Below are 6,966 nucleotides of genomic sequence, written 5' to 3' on the forward strand. Positions count from 1 at the left end.
ATGTCCCCGGTTGCCTCCCCAACTCGGACCGATGGCAAGGGCAGGCACAGAGGCACTGCCCCCACCAATCACCCTATTCCCTATTCCCTATTCCCTATTCCCTATTCCCTCAATTCAAGGAGAACTCTATGTCCGTTGTCACTTTAAAAATTGATGGAAACGACATTGCAATAGAAGAAGGAGCGACCGTTTTGGACGCCGCCAAAGAAGCGGGGGTGAGAATTCCCACCCTCTGCCATTTGGAAGGGATTTCCGACGTCGGCGCCTGCCGGTTGTGTCTGGTGGAAATCGCCGGAATTAACAAGCTGCTTCCCGCCTGCGTCACCGCCGTCGCCGAGGGGATGGACGTGTGCACCAACAGCCCCAAATTGAAAGAATACCGCAAGATGGTGGTCGAGATGCTGTTCTCAGAGGGCAACCACGTCTGTGCGGTTTGCGTCGCCAACGAGAATTGCGAATTGCAAGATGTGGCGGTAGAAGTGGGGATGGACCACAGCCGGTTTACCTACCGTTTCCCCGAACGGGAAGTCGATATTTCCCACCCCCAATTCGGCATCGACCACAACCGCTGCATCCTCTGCACCCGCTGCCTGCGGGTCTGCGACGAAATCGAGGGCGCCCACGTCTGGGATGTGGGTTTCCGCGGCGCCGCGGCTAAGATGGTGACGGGGTTGAACCAGCCCTGGGGGTCGGTGGACGCCTGCACCTCCTGCGGCAAGTGCGTCGATGCCTGCCCGACGGGTTCGATTTTCCGCAAGGGGGCGACCGTCGCCGAAATGACCCGCGATCGCGCCAAATTAGAGTTTATCGTTAATGCACGGGAGAAACACGAATGGACAAGATAAAATTTGCCACCATTTGGCTGGCCGGATGCTCGGGTTGCCATATGTCGTTTTTGGACCTGGACGAATGGCTGATCGACTTATCCGAATTTGTGGACGTGGTTTATTCCCCCGTCGGCAGTGACTTGAAAGACTATCCCGAAAATGTGGATGTCTGCCTGGTGGAAGGGGCCGTCGCCAACGAAGACAATTTGGAACTGCTTCTCCAGGTTCGGGAACGCACCAAAATGCTCATTTCCTTCGGGGATTGTGCCGTCACGGCCAACGTTCCCGCCATGCGAAATATGCTCGGCAGTACCGAACCCGTCCTCAAACGCTGCTATTTGGAATTGGGCGACACCACCCCCCAAATCCCCAAAGATCCGGGCATCGTCCCCGAACTGCTCGATCGCGTCCGGCCTATTCATGAACTGGTTGATATCGACCTGTTCATGCCGGGATGTCCCCCGCCGGCCGATCGCATCAAAGCCACCCTCGCCCCCCTCGTGGAAGGCAAGCAGCCCAAAATGGAAGGGCGAGAAATGATCAAGTTCGGATAAAGTTTCCGTCTGCTTAAATGTCAGCCCAATTGATAATTGACGGTCTACTTTTTCTCATTAATTAATGAGTCATAAATTCTCCGTGTCCTCTGTGCCTCTGTGGTGAAATTTTTGATTGTCAATTATCAATCTTTAATCCTGTTGAGAGTGAGTTCCCAGTCATGGCTAAAACAGTTGTTATCGACCCCGTAACCCGCATCGAGGGTCACGCCAAAATTTCGGTATTTTTAGACGATGCCGGGGAGGTGGAAGATGCCCGCTTCCACGTCGTCGAATTTCGCGGCTTCGAGAAATTCTGCGAAGGGCGACCCATGTTTGAAATGGCGGGAATTACCGCCCGCATCTGCGGAATTTGTCCGGTCAGTCACCTATTGGCATCGGCGAAAACCGGGGATAAAATTCTCGCCGTCCAGGTGCCACCAGCCGGGGAAAAATTGCGCCGGATGATGAATTTGGCGCAGTTGACCCAATCCCACGCTTTGAGTTTTTTCCACCTCAGCAGCCCCGACTTTCTCCTGGGTTGGGATAGCGACCCGGCGAAGCGAAATGTATTCGGATTGATCGCCTCCGACCCCGATTTGGCGAGGGCCGGCATTCGCCTGCGGCAGTTCGGACAGACCGTGATTGAACTGTTGGGAGCCCGGAAAATTCACGCCGCTTGGGCCGTTCCCGGTGGGGTGCGATCGCCCCTTTCCCAGGAAGGTTTAGAATGGATTAAAGAACGCCTCCCGGAATCCCGGCAGACCACGGAAACGGCTTTATCCCTGTTTAAACGCCTACTCGATAGCGACCTCAGCCAAGAAGTCGATATATTCGGGCAGTTTCCCTCTCTATTTATGAGTTTGGTCGCCCCCAACGGCAACTGGGAACACTACGGCGGTCAGATTCGATTTGTCGATAGCGACGGAAACATCGTCGCCGACGGGTTGAGTGAGGACAATTACCAGGACTATTTGGGTGAGGCGGTGGAAAACTGGTCCTACCTGAAATTCCCCTACTATAAACCCCTCGGATATCCCGACGGTATTTATCGCGTCGGACCCCTGGCGAGGCTGAACGTGTGCGATCGCATCGGGACGCCCGACGCCGACCGGGAGTTGCAAGAATTCCGCGATCGCGCCGGGGGACGGATCGCCACCTCCTCCTTCTTCTACCACTACGCCCGGTTGGTGGAAATTTTGGCCTGTATTGAAGCGATCGAAGCCCTGGTGGACGACCCCGACATCACCTCCTCCCGCGTCCGCGCCGACGCCGGCATCAACAACTTAGAAGGGATCGGCGTCAGCGAAGCCCCCCGCGGCACCCTCTTCCACCACTACAAAGTCAACGAAAACGGCCTGATTCAAAAGGTCAACTTGATTATTGCCACCGGACAGAACAACTTGGCGATGAACAAAACCGTCACCCAAATCGCCAAACACTACATCCACGGCAACGAAATTCCCGAGGGAATGTTAAATCGAGTTGAAGCCGGCATCCGCTGTTTCGACCCCTGCCTGAGTTGCTCCACCCACGCGATCGGGCAGATGCCGTTGCACGTCCAACTGCTGAAACGGGATGGCACAATAGTAGATGAAGTCTACCGGGATTAGACAGCCGGTAAGAAACCGGGTTTTTGAGCGATTGGAAACAATTCTGAAACACCCGGTTTCAGACATCAGAGGAATCGATATGGAAAAAGAAAACTTGTACCTGTGCATGGGTTCGGCTTGCCACCAGATGGGGGTCTACGAAGTCCTACCGAAACTACAGGAATTGATCAAAGAATACAAACTCGAAAATCACGTCGAATTGAAAGGATCATTCTGTTTAGAAACCTGCAGTTCAGGTATCGTCATGAAATACAAAGGTCAGCACTTCATCAACATCAGCCCCCAAAACATCGAAGATAAATTCATCGGCGAAATTTTGCCGATGATTCAGGAACGCAATTTACCCCTAAATTCATGATGTTAGAAACCACCGAAAATCCCCACCTGTGGCGACTACTGTGGGAGTACGACCCCAACGGTCTGATCGCCGTCGATATCGACCTGAAAATTAAAGTCGTCAACCCCGCCTTCTGCAAGTTTTTCAAGGTGAATGAAGCCGACATCATCGGCACCCCCGCCTTCGACTTACTAGGAAACCTCGATCGCTTCCGGAAAGTGTGGGAAAAGAACGAGATGATGCAGGGCATTGAAACCGAATACGCTAACCACAACCTCTACCTCAAAGAAGTCATTTTCCCCATCCGAGACGAAAACATCATCGCCTGCATCATGACCGATATCACCCCAGAAACGAAGCGAAAAAAAGAAATTTTGGACATCAAAGAAGAAACCGTCAAAAAAGTCAACGAAGTCGTTGACAACCAGATGAAAGTCGCCCAAGAAATCGCCGGCTTACTCGGAGAAACCACCGCCGAAACCAAAATCAGCCTCTTAAAAATCCTCCAAATGATCAACCAATAGCACCCCTCTTCCCTCCGTGTCCTCTGTGTCTCTGTGGTTCCATTCTCCATCCAGTCAACCCATGGATCAAGATAACTTTTTCGACATTTTCGATCGCAGCCTCAACAAAAAAGGCGAGGAACTCTGCGGCGACCAGGTGAAATTCACCAAAACCGAAAACAAAAGCACCATCGTCCTCTCCGACGGCCTGGGAAGCGGCGTCAAAGCCAACATCCTCGCCACCCTGACGACGGAAATTTTGATCACCATGCTCAACGCCGACGTCCCCCTCGAAGAGGTGATCAAAACCGTGATCGGAACCCTGCCGATCTGTCAGGTTCGGAAAATTGCCTACGCCACATTTACCATCATCCAAATCGACCACCAGACCAATCAATTTCAGGTCATCAACTTCGACAATCCCCCCATCTTTTATTTTAACAAAGGTCGGGTCATCCAACTGGAGACGAAAACGGAAAAAATTCAGGGCAAAAAAATCATCTCCTCCGCAGGGAAGCTGGAACGGGGGGACTTTATCGGCGCCATCAGCGACGGCGTTCTTTACGCGGGATTGGGGGATACCATGAATTTCGGCTGGGGGTGGGATAATATCGCCAAGTACATGGAAAAAGTGTTCATGAACCAGGCGACCAATTCCCGCACCATCATCGAACAGGTGATGACCGAAACGCGATCGCTCTACCGCGATAAAATCGGCGACGACGCCACCTTCGTCGGCGTCTACGTCCGCAAGCGAAATCCCGTCATGATCTTCACTGGCCCCCCCCTCGACGTCACCCAGGATGAACTGTACGCCGAACGGCTGTTGAGCTTTAAAGGTAGAAAAGTGATCTGCGGCGGCACCACCGGAAACCTGGTGGCGAACTACATGGGAGAAACCATCGAAATGGATATCTCCACCATGCGGAAAGATCTGCCCCCCATCGGAAAATTGAGCGAAATTAACCTCGTCACCGAAGGCATTCTCACCATTTCCAAAGCCACCGAAGTCCTCAGAAAATGCAACTGCGACATCACCCGCCTCCCCTCGGACAACAACGGGGCGGTATTGCTGGCTCGGGAAATTTTGGAAGCGGACTCGATTTTCTTTCTGGTGGGACAGCAAATTAACGAATTCTATCAAAACCCCCTGCTTCCCAAAAATATCTCCATCCGCCGCAGTTTGATCGAAGATCTGGTCAATTTGCTCAAAGAAAAGCAAAAAGAAGTTACCGTCGAATACTGTTGATCAGAGGCAATCGGTAATAGGTAATAGACAACAGGCAACAGGTAAAATAACCTCACTTATCCGTTTCAGAGTTTTTCCACGTCCTGAGTATCCCGGCGATTTATTTATAAGTTTTTTTAATAATTTTTGAGTTTTTTATTGGATTTTGAAAACTTTATTACGATTTGTTACAAAATTATTGATAATTTCTCTCAAACAGTTGACGGCAGAATGGGGGTTCTGGTACACTACAGGAAACGGCACCCAAGGGGTTATTGTGTCTATCGGCAAAAATGAAGGCTGCAACCCCGATGATATCGTCACAATCCCACAATTTTCCCGACCAATCCGATTCTCTCGACGCACCAATTTTCGGGACGGCTCGAAAGGGTATCTTGACAAATCGGACGATTTATGCATTGACCGATTATCCCCGACGACAATACGATCATTCTGAATCGCGAAAAAGACTCTAATTTGAGGCGATGTCTATCCGAGACTTCTTGTTAGAACTCCCCCCCGAATTTGACGCCATCCGACCCTTTTTGATCGCCAGTCCGTCGGAACCCTTCATTCGCGTCGATGCCGGCGAACCGCGCCTGCGGGTGAAGCACCCCCAAGACGATCGCCTGCCCCGGCGAGCCAGCAAAATCGGCGGTCTGCCTTACTTTCCGAAATCGGCGGATTATCCCAGAGACGAGTCGGGAATCCCCCTGGTTTTGCTGGCTCAGATCGACTGCGCGGAAGTTCCCATCATCCCGAATTTCGACTTTCCCGATCGCGGACTATTGCAGTTTTACATTTACCCCGACCCCGCCTTTTCTTTCCAGGACGACAAGCATCGGGTCTTGTATTTCCCGGAAACCGATATCGCCGACAATGAGTTATTGCAGGATTTCAGTTTTATCAAAATCGGCAGACCCTCATTTGCGGAGAAAATTCGCCCTCTGAGTTTTGCGGTGGAAGATGCTCCCTTTTGGCAGACGCACAGCCAAGAATTCCTCGACCAATTGAAAGAACGATTCGATCGCGAATTCGTCGATAATTGGTTCGACTGGATGTTGGTTGAACATTACGACAAAACGTCATCGCCGCCGGCGAACAAATTGGGGGGATATCCCTGTCCGCGCGGCGAGGTGGACGACCTGGTGCTCGGCGGGATGGCGGAAGAGGCGGCGGCGGAAGGTCGGGAAGTCGAACGTTTACTCCTGGAATTCGAGCATCCCGACAATATCTCCCTCGCGGTTTATTTCTTTATCCAAAATTCCGACTTGCGATCGCGGCATTTTGACCGAGTTTTGGTTCAATGTGTGTATTAATCGAATCATGTCATTCGGGTGCGACTCGTGGAAAATCTGAAGTCTTTCTTAATTATCGGATACGGGAACACCCTGCGGGGGGATGATGGGATCGGGCAGGAAGTGGCCGAGCGGGTGGAACGCTGGGAAAAACCGAACCTGCGATCGCGTCCGGTACACCAGTTGACCCCTGAACTCGCCGAAGAATTGACCCACGCTGACAGCGTGATTTTCGTCGATGCCTGCCTGGAGGGGGAGACGGTGGAGGTGTCCGCCATCGAACCCGACGAGTCGGAAACGGCTGTCAATCTCGGACACGCCATCAACCCGCGATCGCTGCTATCATTGGCGAAACGTCTCTACGGAACCGTCCCCCCCGCTTGGCTGGTGGCCGTTCCCGGCGAGAATTTCGAGATGTGCGATCGTCTCTCCCCAACCGGAGAAAAGGGAGTCGAAGACGCTCTCAAACAGATCGAACGGTTGATCGAAGATTGACTTTGGAGGCGGGGGAAAATCTCGTTATCGTCAAAGACGATATCTTTCCGCCAAGTCACGATGGTTCTCAATCTCTCTCTCGAAAGCGATCGCTCAATCCACCCGTTCTCTGAAATCGTACATATATATAGT

General features: G+C 52.1%; 8 protein-coding genes. All 8 read left to right on the forward strand.

Translation table 11 applies throughout. From position 1 onward, the window contains the following. Window positions 1–128: 128 nt before the first annotated feature. The 8 genes from hoxU to LKE08_RS23595 all read left to right on the forward strand — a co-directional run bounded on the left by hoxU (window position 129) and on the right by LKE08_RS23595 (window position 6,834). Entirely contained in the window at window positions 129–845 is a 717-nt protein-coding gene (hoxU, locus tag LKE08_RS23560; protein ID WP_324706715.1) for a bidirectional hydrogenase complex protein HoxU, read from the forward strand. Beyond that, complete coding sequence (locus LKE08_RS23565; protein WP_324706716.1) at window positions 833–1,381, forward strand: oxidoreductase; 549 nt, start codon at window positions 833–835, stop codon at window positions 1,379–1,381. The genes hoxU and LKE08_RS23565 overlap by 13 nt, the downstream gene beginning before the upstream one ends. Window positions 1,382–1,542: 161 nt before the next feature. After that, window positions 1,543–2,973, forward strand: coding sequence for a Ni/Fe hydrogenase subunit alpha (locus LKE08_RS23570; protein WP_324706717.1), 1,431 nt, complete (start codon window positions 1,543–1,545; stop codon window positions 2,971–2,973). 79 nt (window positions 2,974–3,052) lie between these two features. Then, window positions 3,053–3,331: a (2Fe-2S) ferredoxin domain-containing protein gene (locus LKE08_RS23575; RefSeq protein ID WP_324706718.1), complete on the forward strand. Its 279-nt coding sequence runs from the start codon at window positions 3,053–3,055 to the stop codon at window positions 3,329–3,331. Next, window positions 3,328–3,834: a PAS domain-containing protein gene (locus tag LKE08_RS23580; RefSeq protein ID WP_324706719.1), complete on the forward strand. Its 507-nt coding sequence runs from the start codon at window positions 3,328–3,330 to the stop codon at window positions 3,832–3,834. The genes LKE08_RS23575 and LKE08_RS23580 overlap by 4 nt, the downstream gene beginning before the upstream one ends. A gap of 61 nt (window positions 3,835–3,895) precedes the next feature. Continuing rightward, window positions 3,896–5,062 (forward strand): SpoIIE family protein phosphatase, encoded by a 1,167-nt coding sequence (locus tag LKE08_RS23585; RefSeq protein ID WP_324706720.1) that lies wholly within the window; start codon window positions 3,896–3,898, stop codon window positions 5,060–5,062. Window positions 5,063–5,526: 464 nt separating this feature from the next. After that, complete coding sequence (locus LKE08_RS23590; protein WP_324706721.1) at window positions 5,527–6,360, forward strand: YwqG family protein; 834 nt, start codon at window positions 5,527–5,529, stop codon at window positions 6,358–6,360. 27 nt (window positions 6,361–6,387) lie between these two features. After that, on the forward strand, window positions 6,388–6,834 hold the full coding sequence (locus LKE08_RS23595) for a hydrogenase maturation protease (RefSeq protein ID WP_324706722.1): 447 nt from the start codon (window positions 6,388–6,390) through the stop codon (window positions 6,832–6,834). Window positions 6,835–6,966: the final 132 nt, after the last annotated feature.

Source organism: Lyngbya sp. CCY1209 (genome assembly GCF_035615495.1).
Taxonomy (GTDB): domain Bacteria; phylum Cyanobacteriota; class Cyanobacteriia; order Cyanobacteriales; family Microcoleaceae; genus Limnospira.

Bases quoted from the DNA above. Each gene is read 5' to 3' on its own strand.
- LKE08_RS23570 (WP_324706717.1), top strand. From the start codon at position 1,543: ATGGCTAAAACAGTTGTTATCGACCCCGTAACCCGCATCGAGGGTCAC.
- LKE08_RS23585 (WP_324706720.1), top strand. From the start codon at position 3,896: ATGGATCAAGATAACTTTTTCGACATTTTCGATCGCAGCCTCAACAAA.
- LKE08_RS23590 (WP_324706721.1), top strand. From the start codon at position 5,527: ATGTCTATCCGAGACTTCTTGTTAGAACTCCCCCCCGAATTTGACGCC.
- hoxU (WP_324706715.1), top strand. From the start codon at position 129: ATGTCCGTTGTCACTTTAAAAATTGATGGAAACGACATTGCAATAGAA.
- LKE08_RS23565 (WP_324706716.1), top strand. From the start codon at position 833: ATGGACAAGATAAAATTTGCCACCATTTGGCTGGCCGGATGCTCGGGT.
- LKE08_RS23575 (WP_324706718.1), top strand. From the start codon at position 3,053: ATGGAAAAAGAAAACTTGTACCTGTGCATGGGTTCGGCTTGCCACCAG.
- LKE08_RS23580 (WP_324706719.1), top strand. From the start codon at position 3,328: ATGATGTTAGAAACCACCGAAAATCCCCACCTGTGGCGACTACTGTGG.